The organism is Thermomonospora sp. CIF 1, assembly GCF_001896795.1.
Classification (GTDB): domain Bacteria; phylum Actinomycetota; class Actinomycetes; order Streptosporangiales; family Streptosporangiaceae; genus Thermomonospora; species Thermomonospora curvata.
In genome coordinates this window covers 26590-48161 of record NZ_MOYN02000007.1, presented here as the reverse complement: position 1 = coordinate 48161, position 21572 = coordinate 26590, and the positions used below count along the sequence as shown (strand labels likewise).

Here is a 21572-nt window from a genome sequence, read left to right as displayed (position 1 = left end):
TTGACCACCCGAGTATCATTTCCTCTTTTCAGCCCCGCGGGTCGCGCTGGAAGTTCCCCAGCATCCGCTCCAGCGGGGATTCGGGCAGGTCACGGACGGTGAGCCGGGCGACGGTGGCGGCGTTGACGTCCATGCCGGCCAGCCGGGCGGCCTGCCGGGCCACGGTCTGCTCGAACATCTGGCGGACCGTGCGGGCGTAGGCGAACGACGGGTCCTGGCGCATCCGCTCGAACCGGGTCAGCAGCTCCACCCGCAGCTCCTCGTCCAGCAGGTACAGGTCCCGCTCGGCGTAGCTCTGGAAGAGCTGGACCAGCTGCCGGTCGTCCAGGCCCTGGAACTCCAGCGTCCGCGCGAAGTGGGCGCGGAAGGAGGGGTGCCCGGCCAAGAAGCCCTCCATCTCGGCCGCCGGGCTGGTGCAGATCATCAGCAGCCTGTCGCCGCAGTCGGCCAGCTGCCGCTGCAGCTCCTCCACCACCTGCGGGACGCGGTCCAGCCGGTAGGCCTCCTGGATGAGCAGCACCCCGCCCATCGCCTGCTCGACCATGGCGGCCACCCGGTTGTCGGTGTCCACCGCGTCCCGGCCCGCCAGGTGGACCGGGCGGCAGGCCACCACGTGCCCCGAGCTCAGCAACCCGAGCGCGGCGTAGATGCCGCCGACCAGCCCGGCCACGGTGGTCTTGCCGGTGCCGGGCGGGCCGAGGAACAGCAGGTGCCGCCCCTGCGTGCCGGGAGCGACCCCGTGGCGGATCCGCTCGGCGGCCATCTGCGCCTCGGCGACCAGTTCCTCCACCGCCGCCTTGACGTCCTCCAGCCCCAGCAGGGCGTCCAGCTGCCGCAGGTAGCCGTCGATGTCGCCGGGCGGGCGCAGCGCCGGCTCGATCGCCTCGGCCACCCCGGCGAAGTCCTGGGCCGACAGCACCAGCCGGCTCTGCGCGGCGCCGGCCCGCTCCATGCCCCGCTGGCACGCCTGGTCCAGGTAGGCCTCCACCAGGCGGGCGTTGACCAGGTCGCCGGGGCCGCGCAGCCGCCGCAGGTCGGCCTCGGCGGCCTCCAGGGCGTCGGCGTCGAGGGTGACCCGGCGCTCGTCGGCCAGCAGGTACAGCAGCCTCATCCGGGTCTCCGGGCGGGTCAGATCCGGCAGCCGGTAGACGCGGAAGAGCTCGATCAGCTCCGGATGGTCCTGGGAGAGCCGCTTGAAGTGCCGCGGCTCGCAGGTGGCGATCAGCGTGGTGGGGCCGGGCCGGGTGCGCACCGAGCGCACCGAGCGCACCATCGCCTCCGGGTCGGCGGCCTCCAGGATCGCCACGTCCAGCCGCTCGAACAGCAGCGTCGGGCCGCCCGGCTCCAGCACCGCGGCCAGCTGCTCGGGCGCGGCGCCGCGCACGTCGGCGGCGTCGGCGGTGCGGATCGCCCCGTCGCCGATCCCGATCTCGGCCAACGCCAGCGCGATCATGCGGGACAGCCGGCGCTGCCCGGTGTGCGGGCTGCCGACCAGCAGCACGCTGGGCGGGGGCCCCGACCCCGGACGGCCGTCGATGCGGGTGGCCTCCATGTCGGCGGCGCCCGCCGACCAGGCCGGGTGCGTGCGCAGCTCCTCCAGCAGGACGGTCACGTCCTCCCGGCCGGACAGGAAGCTGATCCCATAGCGCTCGACCACCCGCCCGTCGTCGCCGCCGGGCCGCTCAGGCGGCGGGGCGATCTGCTCCACCTGCGGCATCGGGGCCTCGTCCAGGTAGTCGAAGTCCGCGATCATGGTCTCGGACATGATCCGGGTGCCCCCGCCCAGGGCCGGGTTCGGGGCGGGCGGCACCGGCGGCCCCTGCCGGGCGGCCTCGCCGTCGGGCCCATCACCGGGGGTCTCACCGGGGACATCGCCGAGGATGTCGTCCTGGCCGAGGATGCGGGTGCGCGGCGGGCCGGCGGCGGGACGGGCCGAACCCGCGCCGTCGTCGAGGCGGGTGGCCGCCGGGTCGAAGGGCAGCTCCCGCCCGGCCGGCTCCGGCGCAGGGGAACGGTTCTCGGCCGCCGGCTGCTGCGGCGGCGGGCCGTCCGGGCGGACGAAACCGAGCCGGGTGTAGGGGACGACGAAACCGTCGCCGGCCTCCCCGTCCCCTTCCGGCGGCTGGAAGGACTGCGGCGGCTCGATGACGAACCCCTGCCCGCCGGCCGGGTTCGCCACCGGGGGCTCGGCGGGCGCCTGCATGAACGGCTGACCGGGCTCGGGCTGCCGGCCCGCGGGATGGACGCTGCCGGAGGCCGGGGCGCCGGGAAGCCCGCCGGGCTGGCCGACCGGGCCGGCCGGCGCCGCCGGCATCCCCCCGGGCGGCGTGCCCGGCTGCCCGGGGCGGCCGGCCTGCTGCAGCGGCTGGGAGACCCCCGGCGGCGGGGTGATCGGGGCGGCCGCCACCGCGGCCCGCGCCCGGCTCGCCCCGATGATCTCGCCCAGGATCGCGGTGGGCATCGGGAAGCCCCGCGGCCGGGCCGGGATGCCCACCAGGCGGCACCAGGCCAGATCCAGCGCGTAGGCGGAGGCCAGGAGCGATTCGGCCCGCTCGCCGCCCTCCAGCCCGGCGCGCAGCTGCTCGGGCAGCCGCGCGTCCTGCGGCCACAGCCGGCGCAGCGGGTGCCCGGTCTGCCCCTGCACCGCCTGGATGGTGTAGCGGATCTCCGGGTCCAGCCAGGGCACCACCTGGGCGGCCACGTCCTGGCGCACCTTGGCCAGGTCGGCGGCCAGCAGCGCGGCGGCCACCAGCCGCGGCTCGATGTAGGCGGGGTCGGCCGGGTCCCCGGCGATCGGGACGAGGGCCTCGGCGAACTCGTAGTAGGCGTGCCGGACGTTGTCGCCGGGTGAGCTTTCGTGCCGCAGCGCCGGCGCCAGGCTCGGCGGGCAGCGGGTCAGCCACTGCTGGACGAGCGCCTGGTCCCCGTACGGCAGCACGCCGTAGTCCATCTGGGGGTTGGCCAAAGTGGCGTTCAAGATCGCCAGCAGGGCGTCGGCGCGGGCCTGAAAGCGCGGGTCGTCGCGCAGCGCCCCGGCCATCGCCCACATGGTGCGCAGCACCGACACCGCCGCGTCCACCCGGCCGGCGCGCAGCCGTTCGGCATACAGCCCCACCAGCGCCTCCAGCGGCGGCGGGGTGAGCCAGCGGGGCCCGTCGACCTCCGGCAGCGGCCGGGCGCGGTACGGCTCCCACAGCCGCAGCATCTGCTCGTCCAGCCGGGAGTCGAACACCGGCGCGACGGCGCACCACAGCATCACGCCCCAGGTCGCCGCGACCGTGCTGGGGACGTCGGAGGAGAACAGCGCCCACCAGTGGGGGTAGTCGGCGGCCGGGAGCGCGGCCGCCTGTTCGATGGTGGCGCGCACCCGGTCGGTCACCTCGGGGGAGATGCCGTGCCCGACGAACGGCAGCGGGGCGGGCGCCTGGAAGGTGAAGTCGGGGCCGGCGGGCAGCACGTGCGGCGGCAGCATCGGCAGCCGGCCCGTCTGCGGGGCCGGCCGCGCCGCCATCCGGGTGGCCGGGGCCTGCGGCGGCGGGCACAGGTACCACTGGCCGTCGGAGGGGTGCAGGCGGTACCAGCGGGCCCAGGCGCCGAACAGCCACCAGGTGCCGTCGGGCAGCACCAGCATGCGCCCGGCGATCACGTGCTGGCGCTGCTGCGGCGGCGCCGACGGCCACCAGCCGGCGGACACCATGGCCCGCATGTCGTGCTCCGCCGCCGTGAACGGATCCCGGCCCATCGGGGGTTGAGGCGCCGGGCCCTGCCCTGCCATCGGGGGCGGAGCGCCGTATCCCGCTCCCCACACCACGAGGTCATGGTAGTTCCGCCCCGGCCCCCCGAACTCCCCCGCTCGGCTTCACGGAATCCCTTCGCCCAGGTCAGCGGGTTTTCAAGGGACGATGGAAATCAGGTGCCGGTCCGCCAGCGGGCGGCGGTGCGGTGATGCTCGGCCTTCTTGGTGTAGATCCGCCAGGTGTGCTCCAGCACCAGCCGGTCGTCGTCGGTGAGCTCGCGGACCACCCGGCCGGGGACCCCGGCCACCAGGACCCCGGAGGGGATCTTCTTGCCCGGCCCGACCAGCGCGCCGGCGGCCACCAGGGTGCCGGCGCCGATCCGCGCCCCGTTCAGCACGATCGCGCCGATGCCGATCAGCGCGCCGGTCTCCACGTGGGCGCCGTGGACCATGGCCTTGTGCCCCAGGCTCACCCGGTCCTCCAGGACGGCCGGGGTGCCGGGGTCGGCGTGCAGGCAGCAAAGGTCCTGGATGTTGCAGTCCTCGCCGACGATGATCTCCTCGTCGTCGCCGCGCAGCACCGACCCGTACCAGACGCTGGAGCCCCGGCCCAGCCGCACCTTGCCGATGACCACCGCGCCCGGCGCGACCCACGCCTGCGGGTGGATGTCCGGCTCGGCCTCCCCCAGGGATCCCACATAGCTCATGCTCATGGCGCGATGGTACGGAACCGGCACCGGCGCTCCCCGACCGGGCGGCGCCGCCCGGAGTGGCCGCAGAACCCCAGGTGACGAAGAAATCGCAGCGAGAACGGGCATTCCGGTTGCGCGGAGGCGCCTTGCAGGGCGAGAGTCGACTCTTGACATCTGTGTGCTAGGACAAGTCCCCGAGCGGGACTGCACCCCGCCCGACGTTGACTCCGAACCCCTTGACGGGCCCGGCCCGCCAACGACCCCGTTAGGCCCATGAGCAACGAAACTGAGATCGTGCCGAACCTCCTCCGCGAGGAGGAGGAGTTCGAGATCGTGATGCGCGGTTACAACCGCCGTCAGGTGGAGGACCGCCTGCGCGATCTGAAGACCCAGTACCAGAACCAGATCCGCGACCTGGAGGCCCGGCTGGCCCGCGCCCTCGACGACGTCGAGCGCACCCGCCGGGAGATGGCCGAGCTGCGCGAGTCGCGCAAGCCCACCGGCGACGACCTGAGCGAGCGGCTCCGCCAGATCATCAACCTGGCCGAGGACGAGGCGCGCGACAAGGTCGCCGAGGCCGAGGCCAAGGGCGCCCAGATCCGCAAGGAGGCCGAGGCCGAGTCCCAGCGGATCATCAATGAGGCCCGCGAGGCCGCCGCAAAGAACCTCGCCGAGGCCCAGGAGAAGGCCGACCACGTGCTGGGCATGGCCAAGAAGGAGTCCGAGGCCATCTTGACGGCCGCCAAGCAGGAGGCCGAGCAGACCGTCACCAGCGCCCGCCTGGAGGCCGAGCGCACGCTGACCGCGGCCGAGCGGCGGGCCGGTGTGATCAACGAGGACGCCACCCAGCGGCTCGACCAGCTGACCCGCAACCACACCCAGGCCCTGCAGCGGCTCACCGAGATCAGCGAGACCCTGGCGGCGCTGCTGCGCGCCGAGAACGAGGCCGGCCCGCTGGAGAAGATGGTCGACGACGCCGTCAAGCAGGTCGCCCCGGCAGCGCGCAAGCCCGCCGCCCCGGCCAAGCCCGCGGCCTCGGCCAAACCCGCCGCCCCGGCCAAGCCGGCGCCGGCGCCCAAGCACGCCGTCGCGCCCGCCCCGTCCGAGCCGGTCCGCCCGGCCGACCCGCCGGCCCCCGCGGTGCCGCTGCCGGCGCAGGCCGCCGACGAGGCGGCCGAGCCGGGCAAGCCCGCCGCGCCCCTGTCGCCGGTGCCTCCTCAGGCGCCGGCCCCCGGAGTGGGCGAGGGCTGATAAGGGGCCGGTCGTCGGACCGGGAGTCGGGGCCCTGTCGCTGGGCGTCCGCCGCGGCGGTGACGCGGCGGACGCCCGCTCGCGCCGAGACGACCGGAAGACCGATACCGATCTTGATTAGGCTATGGCCGTGACCCGATCCTCAAAGGGCCGCGGCGAGGTGCGGCCGATCCGGCGGCTGGGCGACCCGGTGCTGCGGACCGAGTGCGACCCGGTGCGCACCTTCGACGCCGGGCTGCGCCGCCTGGTCGACGACATGTTCGCCACGATGTACGCGGCCAACGGCGCCGGTCTGGCCGCCAATCAGATCGGGGTGTCGCTGCAGGTCTTCGTCTACGACTGCGAGGACGATCTCGGCCGGCGCCACGTCGGGCATGTGATCAATCCGGTGCTGGTGGCCGAGGACGGCGACATCGTGGTCGAGGACGAGGGCTGCCTGTCGGTGCCCGGCCTGCGTTTTCCCACCCCCCGCTACCGGCACGCCGTGGTGGAGGGCGTGGATCTGGACAACAAGCCGCTGCGCATCGAGGGCACCGGCTACTTCGCCCGCTGTCTGCAGCACGAGACCTACCATCTGCGCGGCGGCGTCTACATCGACGTCCTCAAGGGCGAGACCCGCCGTGAGGCCATGCGCGCCATCCGCTCCGCCGGTCTGTCCTGATCCCCTCGCATCCGCCGCCCGCCGGGCCCGGCCGGGACGTGCGCGCCCTTTGCGGCGCAAGCGGCACCGGCTCACCGAGGCCTTCCGGCCGTGACCTCAGGTGCCGTGGCGTTCTGGGCCACCGCATCGTTCCTGACCCGATCCGCCCGTGTTGACCTGCGGGAACAACGCGCCGGGAAAGACCGGTCCGCATCTCGCACGCGGTCCCGGGCGATGTCCGGTGCCGTCTCATCACAGGTCACGGCATCGTCTTTGCCTGCGCCGCCTCCGTCTCGGCCGCGGAGGCGGCGCGTTGGGAAGATCTGCTCAGTGCCAGTGCCAGCGGCTTGAGCGTTCGCGTTTGAGCGCGCCGCGGCGGCGTTTGTTCTCCAGCCGGCGCTCGTGGACGCGGCGGCTGGGCTTGGTGGGGCGGCGTTTCTTGGGCGGCGGGGCGGTCGCCTCGGTCAGCAGGGCGGCCAGGCGGGCGCGGGCGGCGTCCCGGTTGAGCTTTTGGGAGCGGTGCTCCTCGGCGCGGATGGTGAGCACCCCGCCGTTCAGCCGGCCGGCCAGGCGTTCCAGGGCGCGGCGCTTGTAGGGCTCGGGCAGCGAGGGCGAGCCGGCCACGTCGAAGGACAGTTCGGCGGCGGTGGCGCTGGTGTTGACGTGCTGCCCGCCGGGTCCCGACGACCGGGAGAAACGCCAGCGCAGCTCGGTCTCGGGGATGGTGACCGAGCCGCGGACACGGATCGCGGGGGGCATGGGCCTGATTATTCCCGGCGGGTTTGAGCATGTCGTCCGGTTTTTTCTCCGGTGGACGCCGTGCCCCATGCGCATCTGCATGTGCATGTTCGTGCGACACGTCACACTGGAACCTAAGCAAGTGGTTACTTACACTCGTGGGCATGAGTGACAGGTATTTCCAGGACGACGACATCATCTGCCGCGTCGCCCAGGAGGGCATCCTGATCGCCGGCGGCGGCGTGGCCTCGTTGTTGCAGACCTCCCACCCCAAGGTCGGGCAGGGCGTGCACGACCACAGCTACACCTTTGACGACCCGACGGCCCGGTTGCGCAACACCATGGGCTGGGTCTACACGGTCGTGTTCGGCACCAAGGAGGAGGCCGACCGGCTCAGCGCGATCGTCACCCGGATGCACGACAAGGTCACCGGGCCCGGCTACCAAGCCAACGACCCCGAGCTGCAGGTGTGGGTGGCCTCCACGCTGTTCGCCGTGGCGGCCCAGCTCTACCAGCGGCTGTTCGGCAAGTTCACGCCCGAGGAGCTGGAGGAGTACTACCAGCAGTCCAAGATCTACGCGACGATCCTCGGCTGCCCCGAGGACCGCATGCCGGCGACCTACCCGGAGTTCCGCGAGTACTACGCCCGCATGGTCAACACGCTGAAGATCAACGACGCCTCCCGGTACGTCGCCGACGGCGTGCTGCACCCCAAGAAGCTGCCGTGGTTCATGCGGCCGGGGCTCATCCCGATCCGGCTGATCACCTACGGGATGATGCCCCCGCCGATCCGCGAGCAGTACGGCTGGAAGTGGAACCTGTTCCGGGAGATCCAGTTCCACCTGCTGATGGAGTTTCTGGCCCTGGTCTACCCCAGGCTGCCCAAACGGGTGCGCACCCTGCCGCGCGACTTCTACCTGCACCAGATCCGCAAGATGCTGCGCAACCGGGCCTTCGACAAGCCCCGCCTGAAGGTGAGCTCCCGGGCCGCCTGAGGCGCGGCCGCGGTCGTCTCGGGCCGCCTCAGGACGCGGCGATGATCCTGTTCGCGGACTCCATCGCCGCGTTGATCGGGATGGCGAAGCCCACCCCGATGTTGCCGCCGTCCTGGTCGGTGGTGGCGATGGCGGTGTTGATGCCCACGACCCGCCCGGCCGCATCGACCAGCGCGCCCCCGGAGTTGCCCGGGTTGATGGCCGCGTCGGTCTGGATGGCGTTCTCGATGGTGGTCGTCTGCTCCTGCCGGGCCCGGCGGCCGAACCCGGGCGGCGGGCCGCCCGGCCCCGGCTGGGAGCCGCTTTGCAGGGTGCGGCCGAGCGCGCTGACGATGCCGGCGGTGACCGAGCCGTCCAGGCCCAGCGGACTGCCCACGGCCAGCACCGTGTCGCCGACCGCCAGCTCACCGCTGTCGCCGATACGGGCCGGCTGCAGCCCCGACACCCCCTGGGCCCTGATCACCGCGATGTCGTGCTCGGCGTCGGCGCCCACCACCTCGGCGGTGGCGGTCCTGCCGTCGCTGAACTTGACCTGGATGCGCGCGGCGCCAAAGACCACGTGGGCGTTGGTGATGATCGTCCCGTCCGCCCGCAGCACGACCCCCGACCCCTCGCTCTCGGCCGACCGCGAGACGGCCCGGATGGATACCACGCTCGGCTGCACGGCCGCCGCGACCTCGGCGACCGACCGCGGCGCGGCGCCCACCGCCGATGAGGACGCCGCGGACCGGCCGGCCGCCCCGCCGTCCCCGAGCAACGCCACCGCGGCCGCCGCCCCGGCCCCTCCGGCCCCGGCGGCGATCAGCACGGCGGCCCCGAAGGTCACCAGCCTGCGCCGCAACGTCCACCCCGGCGGCGCCTGCGGCGGCCCCCAGGGGCCGCTTTCACCGCTCACAACCCCCGGCGGCCCGGCGGCGGGCCGCACACCCGCCGCCCGCCCCTGCGCACCGTCCAGGCCGGCCCACGGCCGGTCCACGTGGCCGCCCGCCCACTGCACTCCCGTCCACGGAACGTGCGAACCGGCCCCGGACGCCTGCGGACCGGCCGGGTGAGCGCCCGGTGCCTGCACATGACCGACGCCCGAACCGGCGGGGGCCTCCTGGGAGCCGCTCATGTCGGCTCCTGTTCCCCGCGCCCCCGGCTGAAAAGCGTCCGCACCGGCCCCGGAGGTCTGCGGACCGCCCCGGGAGGCGTGCACGCCGGCCGGGCGGACGCCCGGTTCGGCTTCGGCCGGCCGCCGGCCGGGGCCGTGGGGGGCGACGTGCGGTGACCGGTGGCCGGTGTCGCGGTGTGGCTTGTCGGCGTTCATGTGGTCCCCCAGTCGTTCGCTCACCCTTTGAGCGTCGGCGCCGGGGCTGCGGCCTTACTGCAGAGAGGCTGAAAGCCCGCTGAACGTCTGAAGGCGCGCCCGCGCCGCCCGGGATGGAGGTCTGCCCGGATATCGGCGGGTCAGTCCGGGGCCTGCGGCAGCAGCACCCGGAAGGTCGCGCCCCGGCCGGGCGCGGTCTCCACCTGGGCCAGGCCGCCGTGCGCGGCGGCCAGGGCGGCCACGATGGCCAGGCCCAGGCCGGTGCCGCCGTCCTCGCGGCTGCGGGACTCATCGGCCCGGTAGAAGCGTTCGAAGACCCGCTCGGCCTGCTCGCGGGTCAGGCCGGGGCCGCTGTCGGCGACCTCGCACACCACGGCGGACGTGCCCGCCGCTGCGCCCCGCTCGCGCAGCGCCCGCTCCTCGGCGGGAGTGCCGGGACGCAGCCGCACCCGCACCGGGGTGCCGGCGGGGGTGTGCCGGACGGCGTTGGTGAGCAGGTTGCTCAGCACCTGGTGCAGCCGCGGCTCGTCCCCCAGCACCTGGTAGGCCATGCCGCTTTCCACCGACAGCTCGATGTCGCGGTCGGGGGCCAGCACCCGGGCCTCCTGGACGGCCTCGGCGGCCACCGCCAGCAGGTCCACCGGGCGGCGCTCCAGCGGCCGCTGCCGGTCCAGCCGGGCCAGCAGCAGCAGGTCCTCCACCAGCAGGCCCATCCGGGAGGCGGCGTCCTCGATCCGGCCGATCAGGCGGTCGATCTCGGCCGCGTCGCGGGCGGCGCCCTGCCGGTACAGCTCGGCGAAGCCGCGGATGGCCGTCAGCGGGGTGCGCAGCTCATGCCCGGCGTCGGCGATGAACCGCCGCATCCGCCGCTCGGACTCCCGGGCGGTGTGCTCGGAGGCCGCGCGGGCCCGGAAGGCGGCCTCGATCTGGGCCAGCATCCCGTTCAGGGAGCCGGCCAGCCGGCCCACCTCGGTGCGCGGGTCGGCCTGCGGGACGCGGCGGGACAGGTCGCCGGCGGCGATGGCCCCGGCGATCTGCTCGATGCCGGTCAGCGGACGCAGGCTGACGCGCACCACCCACACGCCCAGGCCCGCCAGCACCACCAAGACCACCAGGCCCACCAGCAGGTCGATGGCGATCAGGCGGTCCACGGTGCGCTCGGTCTCCCCCAGGCTCATCCCGACGATCATGCTGGAGCCGTCCTTCAGCGGGACGGCCAGCACCCGCCAGGACGGGCCGGAGCGCACATCCGGCACGGTGAACGGCGTCCCGTAGCGCCCTGCCAGCTCGGCGGGGATGCGGGGGCCGCCGTCGGCGTCCTGCGCCTGGGTGTCGCTGCGGACGGTGCCGTCGGCGTCGCGGATCTGCAGGGACATGTCGCCGGGGACGCGCAGCACGATGGGGCCGCCGGCGGGGCCGGGCGGCGGGCGGGCGATCTGCCCGGCCAGGCGCCGGGCGCTTTGGCCCAGCTGCTCATCGACCCGGTCCACCAGGTATCCGCGCAGCACCGACACCCCGGCCACGCCGGTCACCGTCAGCCCCGCGGTGACCAGCAGCAGCACCGCCGCGATCAGCTTGACCCACAGCGGGGTGCGGTCCGGCAGCGAACGCAGCGTCCCGAGCGGGCCGCCCGCCCGGCGCGCCGCAGGCCCGGTCATGAGCGCCGCGGCTGACGCAGCACGTACCCGACCCCGCGCAGGGTGTGGATCAGCCTCGGCTCGGTGTTGTCGACCTTGCGCCGCAGCGCCGACACGTACGACTCGACGATGCCGGCGTCGCCGCGGAAGTCGTAGTTCCACACGTGGTCGAGGATCTGCGCCTTGGACAGCACCCGGCCGGCGTTGGCCATGAAGTAGCGCAGCAGCTTGAACTCGGTCGGCGACAGCGAGATCGGCTTGCCGGCCCGCCAGACCTCGTGGCTGTCTTCGTCCAGCTCGATGTCGGCGAACACCATGCGGGGGGACGGTTCGGCGGCGCCGCCCCGGGCCCGGCGCAAGATGGCGTGGATGCGGGCGATGACCTCCTCCAGGCTGAAGGGCTTGGTGACGTAGTCGTCGCCGCCGATGGTCAGCCCGGTGATGCGGTCGCCGACGGCGTCGCGGGCGGTCAGGAACAGCACGGGGGTGTGGGTGCCGCCCGAGCGCAGCCGCCGCACCACGGCGAAGCCGTCGAAGTCCGGCAGCATCACATCCAGCACGATCAGATCGGGCCGGTGCCGGTGGGCGGCCTCCACCGCCGTGGTGCCGCTGGTGGCGGTGACCACCTCGAACCCGGCGAAGCGCAGGCTGCCGGCCAGCAGCTCCCGGATGTTGGCGTCGTCCTCGACGACCAGCAGCCGGGCCCCGGCGGCCCGCTGGGGCCGCGGCCGGTGCGCGGTGCGATCGGTCAATGGCCTGCTCCCCCCATGTCTCATCGTAAGAGTGGGGGAGAAAGCTGAAGGAAAGCTGAAAGCGTGCTCACGGCCGCCTGGACACGGTAAGGGGCGCCCGGCGGGTGCCGGGCGCCCCGGTGTGCGTTCCCTCAGGTGAGGGTCACTCGCCCGTCCACTGCGGCTTGCGCTTCTCGGCGAAGGCCTTCGGGCCCTCCTGGGCGTCCTTGGAGGCGAAGACCGGGCCGGAGATCTCGTTCTGGCGCTGCCACATCTCCTCGGCCGACCAGTACGGCGACTCGACGATGATCCGCTTGGTGGCCGCCAGGGCCAGCGGGGCGTTCTCGCCGATCTTCAGCGCCAGCTCCTTGGCCGCGGCCAGCGCGCCGCCCGGCTCGGTGAGCCGGTTGACGAAGCCGAGCTCGGCCATGCGCTCGGCGCCGTAGAAGTCGCCGGTCAGGGCGATCTCCATGGCGATGTGGTAGGGGATGCGCCGCGGCAGCCGCATCAGGCCGCCGGCCGCCGCCACCAGGCCGCGCTTGGGCTCGGGCAGGCCGAACTTGGCCTCCCGGGAGGCGACGATCATGTCGCAGGACAGCGCGATCTCACAGCCGCCGGCCAGCGCGTAGCCCTCGACCGCGGCGATGATCGGCTTGACCGGGGGCTTTTCCACGATGCCGCCGAAGCCGCGGCCCGCGGCCCACGGGGCCTCGCCCTTGAGGAAGCCCTTGAGGTCCATGCCGGAGCAGAAGGTGCCGCCGGCGCCGGTGAGGACCGCGACCGACAGGTCCTTGCGGCCCTCGAACTCATCGATGGCGGCGGCGATGCCCTCCGCCACGGCGGCGTTCACCGCGTTCTTGGCCTCGGGCCGGTTGATGGTGATGACCAGGACCGCACCCTCGGTCTCGGTCAGAACTGCATCGGACATCTATGCGGTCTCCCGACTCACTTGGGCTGGAAGCGGATGCCGCCGTCGAAGCGGATGACCTCACCGTTCATGTAGTCGTTCTCGATGAGGGCCCGCACCAGGTGGGCGAACTCGGCGGCCTTGCCCATCCGCTTGGGGAACACCACCGGCGCGATCAGCTTGGCCTTGAACGCCTCGGCGGCCTCGCCCTCGCCGTAGATCGGGGTGTCGATGATGCCCGGGCAGATGGTGTTGACGCGGACGCCGATCGCCGACAGGTCACGGGCGGCCGGCAACGTCATGCCGACGATGCCGCCCTTGGAGGCCGAGTAGGCGACCTGACCGGTCTGGCCCTCCAGGGCCGCCACGGAGGCGGTGTTGATCACCACGCCGCGCAGGCCGTCGGCGTCGGCGGGCTCGGTCTTGGCGATCGCGGCGGCGCCGATCCGCATCAGGTTGAAGGTGCCGACCAGGTTGACCTGGATGACCTTCTGGAAGGAGGCCAGGTCGTGCGGGCTGCCGTCACGGTTGACGGTGCGGCTGGCCCAGCCGATGCCGGCGCTGTTGACGATGATCCGCAGCGGGGCGCCGGTGTCCACGGCGGCCTGGACGGCGGCCTGCACCTGTGCCTCGTCGGAGACGTCGGTCTTGACGAACACGCCGCCGATCTCGTCGGCCAGCGCCTTGCCCTTGGCCTCGTTCAGGTCGGCGATGACAACCTTGACGCCGTGGGCGGCCAGGTCGCGGGCGGTGGCCTCACCGAGGCCGCTGGCGCCCCCGGAGATGACGGCGGAGACTCCGTTCAGGTCCATAAGCAGCACCTTACGTCAGGGACCGAATGTGGTTCGGGTTGATGTTACCCAGAGGTCAAATTACCGGGAATGTTTGGGTCCCCACCCACCGGGCACGCGCCTGACGCACAACGTCTCGTTTCTTCGCACCCGGGTGAGAAGAAACACCACCGGGACTGTCTCGGATCTGAGCATCCCCAGGGGACCCCATGAGCGAACGACCGGCACAGACCCAGCCCTACCCCGGACGCACCCCGGATATGACACCTGAGCCCCGGGACGAGATGCGCGACTACCGCGGCCGCGGCCTGCTCGCCGGCAGGCGCGCCCTGATCACCGGCGGCGACTCCGGCATCGGCCGGGCCGTCTCGGTCGCCTTCGCCAAGGAGGGCGCCGACGTGGCGCTGGCCTACCTGTCGGAGGACGCCGACGCCCGCCGCACCGCCGAGCTGGTCGAGCGGGAGGGCCGCCGCTGCCTCACCCTGGGCGGCGACCTGGCCGCAGCAGGCCACTGCCGCCGCGTCGTCGCGCACGCCGCCCGCGAGCTGGGCGGGCTGGACGTCCTGGTGCTGCACCACGGCACCCAGCGCCCGGTGGAGGACGTCCGGCAGATCGATCAAGAGCACCTGCGGCGGACCTTCGAGGTCAACGTGTTCAGCCTGCTGTGGATCGTGCAGGCGGCGCTGGAGCACCTGGGCGAAGGCTCGTCCATCATCGTCACCGGCTCCATCAACGGGCTGCGCGGCAACAAGACGCTCATCGACTACGCCGCCTCCAAGGCCGCCGCGATGAACCTGGTGCAGTCCCTGGCCCAGACCCTCATGGACAAGGGCATCCGGGTCAACTGCGTCGCCCCCGGCCCGGTGTGGACCCCGCTCATCCCCGCGACCTTCCCGAAAGAGCGCGTGGAGGGCTTCGGCCGGCAGGCGCCCATGGGCCGTGCCGCCGACCCCGATGAGATCGCCCCGTCCTATGTCTTCTTCGCCAGCGACCGCATGTCGTCCTACTACACCGGCCAGACCCTGGTCCCGGCCGGCGGCGAGATCCACCCGGGGTAAGGACGCGCCCGGCGTCAGGGGATGCGGGTCTGCGGAGAGTACCCCTCCGCCTCGCCGCCCGGGGTTTCGGCCTCGGCGTTGGGCGGGTCGGTGGGGCCGGGCTCCCACTCGCCGGCCAGGTCGGGTTCGTCGCCGGAATCGACCGGGGCGCCGGCCTCGGCCCGGCGGTCGGCCAGGGACTTGGAACGATCGGGCTGCTGTTTATCGGTCATGTCCCCTACCTGACCGGTGGCGAGGTTTTAAACCCGTGCGCCGGGGGTCTCAGCGGGAAAGAGACGCGGACCGGACGGGCCGTCCCAGCGTGGTCTCATCCAGGGAGTACACCGCATAAGCGTGGCGGATCACCGGCAGCGCGACGTTGCGGACGCGCACGCCGCCCGCCGTCATGCCTTTTTCGGCGCCCCGGTGCGCATGGCCGTGCACCGCCAGGTCGGCCTCCGCCCGGTCGATGGCCTCGGCCATCAGGTAGCTGCCCAAAAACGGGTAGATCTCCAGCGGCTCCCCGGCCAGGGTGTCCTTGACCGGCGAGTAGTGGGTGAGCGCGATCTTGACGTCCGCGCCGTGCTCGTCCAGCGCGGTCAGCGCCGCGTGCAGCCGCTCGCTGAACTCGCGGGTGTGGCGGACGAACTCCTTCATCTCCGGCTCGCCGAACTCCCCGGCGCTGCGCCCGGCGAAGCCGCCGCCGAAGCCCTTGCCCCCGGCCACGCCCAGCCGGACGCCCGCGCACTCGAGGACCGTCCAGTCCCCCTCCAGCACGGTGACGCCCGCCTCGCGCAGCAGCGCCGTGATCTCTTCCTGGGCGTCGGAGTGGTAGTCGTGGTTGCCCAGCACGGCGATCACCGGCACCGGGCAGGCGCTCAGCTCCTCCACCGCGATCCGGCCCTCTGCGACGGTGCCGTGCCGGGTGAGGTCCCCGGCCACCAGCAGCACGTCGGCGTGGCCGGCCAGGCCCGCCAGCTGCTCCCGGTACCGGCCCGCCACGTCCGGGCCGACATGGATGTCCCCCACCGCCGCCACGCGGATCATGACAGGCGCTCCTCTCCCTCCGGCGCCCCCGAGGAGACCACCGACAGCTCGTTGCGGACGGTGCGGTCCGGGGCGGCGGCCCGGGCGGCCTCCTCCACGTCCCGGCGGCGCTGCTCGGAGGCCACATCGCCGCGCAGGTAGATCACCTCCCCGCGGACGTCGACCTGGATGCCCAGCTCGTGCGCTCGTTCGGCGACCCGTTCGCGGATGCGGGCGGCCATGTAGTGCGGCTCGTCCTCGGCCTTGCTCACAGGAATCCCCCCTCGATCACGTCCAGCCGGTGCAGCAGCGTCAAGAAGGCGTAGGCGTACGGGGAGTGCGCGGTCTCCTTGGCCACTTTCGGCCAGTCCACCTGCTCGCGCAGCGCCCGGCACACGTGCAGGAAGTCGCTGAAGTCGCAGGCCGTCTCGGTGAACGCCAGCAGCCGCATGATCACCAGGTCGTCGGCGGGCAGCACCGGCATGCTCACCGCCGCCACCGGCAGCTCCTCGGCCCGCTGCAGCATCCCGCCGTCCACCGGGCGCCCGGACGGCCGGAAGATCAAGTCGATGGGCCGGTCGCCGTCGTAGACCTTGGTGAGCCACTCCTCCGGGCACTCCCGGTGACGCATCCCGGCGGCGGTCAGCGCGCTCACCGCGGCGTCCACGTCCTGCTCGCGCAGCACGAAGTCGACGTCGTGGGTGGAGATCGCCGCGCCCCGCACGTAGGCGGCGAACCCGCCGGCCAGTGCGAACTCCACTCCCGCGTCCCGCAGCACGCCCGCCGCCCGCTTCAGGGTGGAGATCAGGGCGCCGCCGTCGATCCCCGGATCCGCCTGAGACATGTGCACCCCTGGGGCTTGCAGTGAGCGATCGGACGCCATCGGCGGGCACCGTCGATGGACATTGCGACGCAGTACCCGCATGTCCGTCCCCCATGCGCGCCGGACGCGCCCGGCCGGGGCGGCACGCCCGGACGCCGGGGTGACAAGTCCATCTCCCGCGGGGGACAACGCCCGCTCACCGCTCTGCACGGGCGCCTCGGGGATTTACGGACGGCCGTTTCCCGGGGCGCCCCGGAAAACCCGCCCGCCGAGCCGTCCGACCAGGCTGGTCGCCGCATTCGCGGAGGGACTTACTCATCTCCAAGCGGTAAGAGGAAAACATCCTGTCAGATCACAGATCGGTCAATGTCGGAAACATTCCGGCGAACACGATCGCTCCGTGATCATCTCGTGATCAACATCACTTAACCCTCCCGAAATACCCTTGCCGGGTATCGGTTCCAGGCCCGGGTCACACCGGTCTCACCCCCTGCAACACACTGAGACCCATATCACATTATGATCACATACCCCACGAAACCGCAGGTCAGAGCTTGATCAATTTCTTGATCACACCGTTCTGCACGCTGCGTGACAAGACGACATTTGCCGATTTCAGCGAAGTGTGGTTAGCGTTCTGCCCGTCCAGCGGCGCCCCCGATCGCCGCCCGACAAGTGAACACAGCCGGCCCGGCCGTCGGTGAGCGACCATTCCACCGCCTCGGCCGTCATCGCCGGACCGCCGCATCCGTGCAGACCGGAGGCACGGAGCCGGGAAAGCCCGCCGCAGCGACGCGGTTTCAGGGAAAGCCATTTCAGCCAAGCCACGGACGGCCATTTCCGTCCGGCGCTTTCGGCTGCCCGGTAGGCACCCACCCGCGAGGTCAGGAGTCGTCCTGTATACCCCCCGTATTGTTCGCTGCACGCTGGGCGGAATCGCCCTGAGCACCACCGCCGTCCTGGTGACGGCCGTCCCCGCTGAGGCCGCCGCCCTCCCCGCCGCTCCGGCGGCCGCACAGGCGCCCGCCGCCTCGGCCAAGGCGGCCGCCGCGAAGAAGGCGAGCAAGATCAAAAAGCAGCGCAAGCGCGCCGCCAAGGCGGTCAAGTTCGCCTACGCCCAGATCGGCGACCCCTACCGCTACGGCGCCACCGGTCCCAACGCCTGGGACTGCTCCGGCCTGGCCGGCGGCGCCTGGCGCAAGGCCGGCGTGAAGCTGCCGCGGACCACCTACCAGATCTACGCGCACGTCAAGCGCAAGGTCCGCTACAGCAAGCTGCGCAAGGGCGACCTGGTCTTCTTCTACAGCGGCCGCAGCCACATGGGCATTTACGTGGGCAAGGGCTACATGATCCACGCCCCCAGCTCCGGCAAGCGCGTCCAGAAGGTGAAGCTGAGCACCTACTACAAGCGGCACTTCAACGGCGCCGTCCGCCCGGGCCTGTAGTCCCCTCCTCCCGGCGACGGCGCCTCCCCCGGCGGTGCCGTGGGTGCGACCCCGCCCGCCCACGGCACCGCCGCCCGCCGAATACCCTGGTGCGAACCTCCGCGCAGTCTCGGTACCCTTGGCTGCGGGTCGCTAGCTCAATTGGCAGAGCTCCGGACTTTTAATCCGTAGGTTGTGGGTTCGAGTCCCACGCGACCCACCAACCCACCGGCCGCCTCTCGGGCCTCCCGCCGGGCCGCAGGCTTACCTCCCATCAGGTCGCCTGACAGCCCTCCCGCCGCGCAGGGCGGCTCGCCGGTTCCACGGCGCCTCATCGCGCTCGCCCGGCCGGCGGTTGAGCGCTCCCTGTTTCACCGCTGCGCACAGCAAGCGCCCGCCTCTGAGCGGTCACACGGAAGCACGGCTCATCCCGCGCCCCGCCACAGCCCGGAGACGGCAGCGACTCCCACGCGCTCACCGTTCCCCTTGGGCGGCTGCTTTCACACCGATCTTCGAGGCACGACCACTCCTCGTGCCACCGTGGCCGCGGCCTCCTGAGGCGTTCGCTTCGCACCACGTGCCGGTCCATCGCCGGGCCGAAGCGGCGAGTCACAGGGCCACTGGGGATGCTCATCTTCTGCGATGGGGCGCCGGTATCCGCATCCCGCGCCGCCGCACGCCTCGAACGACGCCGGCGCGCCCTGCAACAAGCGCCTGGAGTCCCGGCCGGATCGGCACCCTCGTCCAAGCCGTCCTGCTTGCCGGGCGACACCCGGCGGCGACTTTCGTTGAGAAAACCTCAGCTCAAGACGACGTCCACCCGCGTGGCCTCGGCCGGCCGGTCGATATAGACCGCCACATCGTGCGTACCGGCGCCCACGTCCGCCCGCACCGTCCGCTCGCCCACCGCGTCACCGAGAGTGAGCACCCCCGAGGGAACATCGATCTTTCCCCGGTAGGCCGGGATTCCCGGCACGTTCTGCTCATTCTGCCAGCAGTAGACGTGAACGCCGCCTTCATCGCCGTGCAGGACACGGCATACCAAAGAGTGCGCCGACCGTGCCGAGGATCCACTGAGTGCCACTCCGCCGTTGCAGATCAGCCAGGGCGTCCAGGCCGAACGCATCCACGGCAGTGGGGACGGCGGTATGGGCCGGAAGATGGGCTGGTGTTCTGAATTGGAATGCGTTCGTTGTGAAGGTTCGGACCCCCACGTCCGGGCCTAGGCCTGGACACGAGGGGCACGGCATCGTCCAGGGCCGCTCGTTCTGGGCGCGATAGGCGCCGATGGCGGGAGCGGTGTTTCCGCGCGGAAACCCACTTCAGATCAGGTTCATGCGCCACGTCAGTCCGCGCAGGTCGCACCTGAGCGCCTCGTCGAACAGGTCGGCCACCGGTTCCCGCACGAGGGCGTTTTGTGTGGGCGCGGGCCGCCTCGAGCCGCTCGGTCCGGCACAGGTTCCCCTGCTGCGCCGTTCTCATCGCCCAGCATGACCCACACGAGCCGGCTCGATCGCCGATGCGGCTCGGTGGCCTCGGCTGACGATCCGGGCCGGATCGGCCTTCGCGGCGCCCTGCAACGTCCGCTCCGGGTCACCGGCCTCGACCGCGAGCATCGCCCGCCACGTGCCCATTGCCGGGTCCGAACCGTTAAAAGGCGTCCGGACGTCCGCCTGATCGGCGGCGCGGGCATGGTCGCCGCGATCTGCGCTTTCAGCCTCGCCCAGCCACAGCATCCCCGGCATTTCGAAGCCGTACCGCTCTTCGGCTCTCAGTCACGATTCCAAGCAGTCCGCCGCTGCGGCCGCGCCTCGCAGCGTCCGCGGCAGCGCCGCGGACGGCCGGCAGTGGGCGCGAGCGAACGTCGCCGCGCCGCCCATCACCGGGTCATTGCGGGTACGGGCCGCTTGCATGGCCCGCTCCGCGGCGGTCCGCTCCAGGTGCCGCAGGGTGAACGTCGCCCAGGTCAGCAGACCGATCAGCAGCCGCAACGCCTTGGCTCGCTGTCTCCGGTGGCGGCGTGCACCTGGGGTTCGGCCAGCGCCCCGGCGACACCGTCGTCAGAGCCGCATGGTCAGCGGCCCGCCGACGTGCGCGATCGGTCCGGCCGCCGGGTCCGCCAAGGTGTCCAGCGGCCGAGCCGGGCACATCCGCCGGATCGCCCACCGGACTCCAGCAGAGCTTCCGCAGGTTGACCACATCGCCGAACTCCCGTTGCCGGGGCCGGCCCCCCGAGCAGATCGGCCGCCGAGACTTCCAGCGCTCAGGCCAGGGCGACGATGAATCTTTTCCAACACGCCATCTTCGCAGGTGGCATGCGGAGGCCTTGCAGTCGGGGCGATGCCCGAGGTCACGCGTAGATCTTCGGGATCGTCGGTTGTCCATGCCGCTCGGTTGTGAGCGCACCGCCTCGCACCGGGGGCCGGGGAAAGTGCCGGGAAAGGGGTCATGGCAGGGAGAGCCTGATACGCCGCGAATCAAGATCGACATCGGCTATTCTCACCTGGATCTCCTCCCCGATCTCGGGACGAGGGGGCGCTCCCGGGCCGGTGAACTCCGAATTCATGAGCAGACCAAGCTGCCCCTCTTCGATCTGCACAAAAATACCGAACGGAACTATCTTGACGACCTTTCCGGTCACCACGGAACCAACCTTTTCCTTGAGCGGTATCATGGGGTCGGGTTGCAGATCCTTCAAGGAGAGCGAGATTTGTCCTCGCTGGAGATCCACATCGAGGATCTTGACCGTCACCTCTTTCCCAACGGAAAGCACATCGGAGGGATATTCGATGGGACGCCAGGAAATATTGTGGGTTTTGAGCAGCCCCTCGACGCCTCCGAGATCCACGAAGGCACCGAAGCGCTCCAGGGATCTCACCCTGCCGGTGACGATCATGCCCGCCCTGTAAGACTTCAGACGCTCCAAATCGGCCATGAAATCTCTCCTTCCGAAAAACCTTGAACTCATGTCGGCGAGCGGAACATCGAAAACGGCGATCGCGAACAGCGCCCCTCCTTGAAGCCGAACAAGACAGCACGACATCAGAGTTCATTCCCCGTGACCGGAGCACACGGGGCAAATATTCCAGCGTGAACCCCAAATTTCTGAAAACAAAGGCACTGGCGATGTCATGCCTCGCACCACTCCGACTCACAACTCATCCGCAGAGCGCTAAGCATTCGCCCCACCACCAGGAACAAGTCACTGAAACATCACCACTCTTCTCTCGGAAGAGACCATTCCCCAACGCTGTCGTGCCACCTACTCCTATTGATATAGGAATTGAACTTCTCAATCTCATGCCATGGAATGAACCACTCGGTCTGCCCCTCCTTGCCATCATGCACGCGCATATATTTTCCTGGTGGAAACTCCTCCAAAAATCCCGGCTTCATCTCATATTCATAAAAGCCGTCCGCGCGCCCCCCGTTGCCGGCATATTGTCGCGCGACCTCTGGTTGTCCTCCGAAGTACGCATGCCCATCACCACCCATATGGTTGCGGGGATCGGGTCCGTACCTCTCTCTTTCTTGATTCGCTCTCTGCGGGGCCCGGTAGAGCCTGATGGGCTCATTCAAGCCGTAGTCGTGCGGAGTGAGCCCCAGCGGGTCGTACCAGGTCGTGGGATTGAGGACGTAAGCGTGCGGATTGGGCTGGGGAGTGAGTCCCAGGGGGTCGGGAGAGAGATAACCGGCTGTGACGGGGTCGTAGTAACGAAGGTAGTTGTAATGGAGGCCGGTCTCCGGGTCGTAGTACTGGCCGGGCAGGCGGAGCGAGCAGGGGTGCCGGGTCAGGGCCGTGCCCCACGGAGTGGCGGGGGTGGGGACCACGGTG

General features: G+C 71.5%; 22 protein-coding genes and 1 tRNA gene. 6 read left to right on the top strand and 17 right to left on the bottom strand.

All coding sequences use genetic code 11. The features are described from left to right. Positions 1–28 precede the first annotated feature (28 nt). Together BUE48_RS02940 and BUE48_RS02935 are read right to left on the bottom strand one after the other, a co-directional pair. Positions 29–3706: an AAA family ATPase gene (locus BUE48_RS02940; RefSeq protein WP_286988718.1), complete on the bottom strand. Its 3678-nt coding sequence runs from the start codon at positions 3704–3706 to the stop codon at positions 29–31. 203 nt (positions 3707–3909) lie between these two features. Next, entirely contained in the window at positions 3910–4449 is a 540-nt protein-coding gene (locus tag BUE48_RS02935) for a gamma carbonic anhydrase family protein (protein ID WP_041439267.1), read from the bottom strand. A gap of 252 nt (positions 4450–4701) precedes the next feature. On the opposite strand from BUE48_RS02935, the gene BUE48_RS02930 reads away from it, so the two are divergent. Continuing rightward, positions 4702–5679 (top strand): coiled-coil domain-containing protein, encoded by a 978-nt coding sequence (locus BUE48_RS02930; protein ID WP_286988716.1) that lies wholly within the window; start codon positions 4702–4704, stop codon positions 5677–5679. Positions 5680–5803: 124 nt separating this feature from the next. Continuing rightward, entirely contained in the window at positions 5804–6340 is a 537-nt protein-coding gene (def, locus tag BUE48_RS02925) for a peptide deformylase (protein ID WP_286988715.1), read from the top strand. A gap of 306 nt (positions 6341–6646) precedes the next feature. Here the strand turns inward: def and arfB are convergent, their stop codons facing one another. Then, positions 6647–7078 carry an alternative ribosome rescue aminoacyl-tRNA hydrolase ArfB gene (gene arfB, locus BUE48_RS02920; RefSeq protein WP_286988713.1) on the bottom strand — a complete coding sequence of 144 codons (432 nt, stop codon included), beginning with the start codon at positions 7076–7078 and terminating at the stop codon, positions 6647–6649. 143 nt (positions 7079–7221) lie between these two features. On the opposite strand from arfB, the gene BUE48_RS02915 reads away from it, so the two are divergent. Then, positions 7222–8052 carry an oxygenase MpaB family protein gene (locus tag BUE48_RS02915; RefSeq protein ID WP_286988712.1) on the top strand — a complete coding sequence of 277 codons (831 nt, stop codon included), beginning with the start codon at positions 7222–7224 and terminating at the stop codon, positions 8050–8052. 28 nt (positions 8053–8080) lie between these two features. On the opposite strand, the gene BUE48_RS02910 is transcribed toward BUE48_RS02915, so the two are convergent. From BUE48_RS02910 to BUE48_RS02890, 5 genes are all read right to left on the bottom strand, one after another. Next, complete coding sequence (locus tag BUE48_RS02910; RefSeq protein ID WP_148232908.1) at positions 8081–9385, bottom strand: S1C family serine protease; 1305 nt, start codon at positions 9383–9385, stop codon at positions 8081–8083. 116 nt (positions 9386–9501) lie between these two features. Then, the gene (locus BUE48_RS02905) at positions 9502–11019 is read right to left on the bottom strand and encodes a sensor histidine kinase (protein ID WP_286988711.1); all 1518 of its coding nucleotides are present in this window, start codon (positions 11017–11019) and stop codon (positions 9502–9504) included. Further along, on the bottom strand, positions 11016–11750 hold the full coding sequence (locus BUE48_RS02900) for a response regulator transcription factor (RefSeq protein ID WP_012850957.1): 735 nt from the start codon (positions 11748–11750) through the stop codon (positions 11016–11018). The genes BUE48_RS02905 and BUE48_RS02900 overlap by 4 nt, the downstream gene beginning before the upstream one ends. Before the next feature lie 142 nt (positions 11751–11892). After that, positions 11893–12657: a crotonase/enoyl-CoA hydratase family protein gene (locus tag BUE48_RS02895; protein WP_012850956.1), complete on the bottom strand. Its 765-nt coding sequence runs from the start codon at positions 12655–12657 to the stop codon at positions 11893–11895. Positions 12658–12674: 17 nt separating this feature from the next. Next, the gene (locus BUE48_RS02890) at positions 12675–13448 is read right to left on the bottom strand and encodes an SDR family NAD(P)-dependent oxidoreductase (RefSeq protein ID WP_012850955.1); all 774 of its coding nucleotides are present in this window, start codon (positions 13446–13448) and stop codon (positions 12675–12677) included. A gap of 188 nt (positions 13449–13636) precedes the next feature. On the opposite strand from BUE48_RS02890, the gene BUE48_RS02885 reads away from it, so the two are divergent. Continuing rightward, positions 13637–14485, top strand: coding sequence for an SDR family oxidoreductase (locus tag BUE48_RS02885; RefSeq protein WP_286988708.1), 849 nt, complete (start codon positions 13637–13639; stop codon positions 14483–14485). Between the two features lie 14 nt (positions 14486–14499). Here BUE48_RS02885 and BUE48_RS02880 read toward each other — a convergent pair whose 3' ends face one another. Genes BUE48_RS02880 through BUE48_RS02865 form a run of 4 tightly spaced genes read right to left on the bottom strand, consistent with a single transcriptional unit; the run spans position 14500 to position 16334 of the window. Further along, positions 14500–14697 (bottom strand): hypothetical protein, encoded by a 198-nt coding sequence (locus BUE48_RS02880; protein WP_012850953.1) that lies wholly within the window; start codon positions 14695–14697, stop codon positions 14500–14502. A gap of 49 nt (positions 14698–14746) precedes the next feature. Next, positions 14747–15511: a metallophosphoesterase family protein gene (locus BUE48_RS02875; protein WP_012850952.1), complete on the bottom strand. Its 765-nt coding sequence runs from the start codon at positions 15509–15511 to the stop codon at positions 14747–14749. After that, positions 15508–15762: a BON domain-containing protein gene (locus tag BUE48_RS02870; RefSeq protein WP_012850951.1), complete on the bottom strand. Its 255-nt coding sequence runs from the start codon at positions 15760–15762 to the stop codon at positions 15508–15510. The genes BUE48_RS02875 and BUE48_RS02870 overlap by 4 nt, the downstream gene beginning before the upstream one ends. Continuing rightward, positions 15759–16334: a nucleotidyltransferase family protein gene (locus BUE48_RS02865; RefSeq protein ID WP_012850950.1), complete on the bottom strand. Its 576-nt coding sequence runs from the start codon at positions 16332–16334 to the stop codon at positions 15759–15761. Before BUE48_RS02865 ends, BUE48_RS02870 begins: the two co-directional genes overlap by 4 nt. A gap of 941 nt (positions 16335–17275) precedes the next feature. On the opposite strand from BUE48_RS02865, the gene BUE48_RS02860 reads away from it, so the two are divergent. Next, positions 17276–17758 (top strand): C40 family peptidase, encoded by a 483-nt coding sequence (locus BUE48_RS02860; RefSeq protein WP_012850949.1) that lies wholly within the window; start codon positions 17276–17278, stop codon positions 17756–17758. Positions 17759–17884: 126 nt separating this feature from the next. Beyond that, a tRNA-Lys gene (locus tag BUE48_RS02855) sits at positions 17885–17960 on the top strand. Positions 17961–18536: 576 nt separating this feature from the next. Here the strand turns inward: BUE48_RS02855 and BUE48_RS02850 are convergent. The 5 genes from BUE48_RS02850 to BUE48_RS02830 all read right to left on the bottom strand — a co-directional run bounded on the left by BUE48_RS02850 (position 18537) and on the right by BUE48_RS02830 (position 21568). Further along, a complete protein-coding gene (locus BUE48_RS02850; protein WP_169312984.1) occupies positions 18537–18713 on the bottom strand; it encodes a hypothetical protein in 177 nt (58 codons plus the stop codon). A gap of 502 nt (positions 18714–19215) precedes the next feature. Then, on the bottom strand, positions 19216–19473 hold the full coding sequence (locus BUE48_RS02845; RefSeq protein ID WP_148232906.1) for a hypothetical protein: 258 nt from the start codon (positions 19471–19473) through the stop codon (positions 19216–19218). Between the two features lie 39 nt (positions 19474–19512). After that, positions 19513–19728, bottom strand: coding sequence for a hypothetical protein (locus tag BUE48_RS02840; RefSeq protein WP_012850947.1), 216 nt, complete (start codon positions 19726–19728; stop codon positions 19513–19515). Positions 19729–20183: 455 nt separating this feature from the next. Continuing rightward, positions 20184–20672 carry a S1 RNA-binding domain-containing protein gene (locus tag BUE48_RS02835; RefSeq protein ID WP_012850946.1) on the bottom strand — a complete coding sequence of 163 codons (489 nt, stop codon included), beginning with the start codon at positions 20670–20672 and terminating at the stop codon, positions 20184–20186. Between the two features lie 278 nt (positions 20673–20950). Beyond that, complete coding sequence (locus BUE48_RS02830) at positions 20951–21568, bottom strand: RHS repeat-associated core domain-containing protein (RefSeq protein WP_169312982.1); 618 nt, start codon at positions 21566–21568, stop codon at positions 20951–20953. Positions 21569–21572 lie beyond the last annotated feature (4 nt).